Annotated in this window: 1 pseudogene; it reads right to left on the reverse strand. The window is 58.3% G+C overall.

The features are described from left to right. Nucleotides 1-393, reverse strand: a pseudogene (locus tag JOY50_RS28635) (hypothetical protein); the annotation flags it as partial.

Below are 393 nucleotides of genomic sequence, written 5' to 3' on the forward strand. Positions count from 1 at the left end.
CCACCAAGGTACGCTGCGCCAAGCTGCTTGCCTGAGTTACCTTCATGTTGGCTTCCTCAAACAACCGTCCATGCACGTCCGCCGCTGTACCCTCGACCCACACCGACACACTGATCATGGTGTTGGTGAACCGCGGGTCGAGCACGGCCAGGCTCATCAGCCCGTGCTGGATGATCGGTCGCACCTTGTTCCAGGCCTTGGTTGAATGAATGTCGATGTCATCAATGTTGCGATGCATCCGGTCCCTGGCCTCGGCGATCGAGGCGTTGGCCTTGTGCTGCAACTCGCGCAGGTGGGAACTCTGCAAGGCGTAGTACTCGCCCAGCTTCATCTTCACTTCCAGCTCGATCAGGTGCACGCCGTTGTACAGGAACTGCGTTGTACTGTTCAGGT

Source organism: Pseudomonas sp. BP01, assembly GCF_022760795.1.
GTDB lineage: Bacteria > Pseudomonadota > Gammaproteobacteria > Pseudomonadales > Pseudomonadaceae > Aquipseudomonas > Aquipseudomonas putida_Q.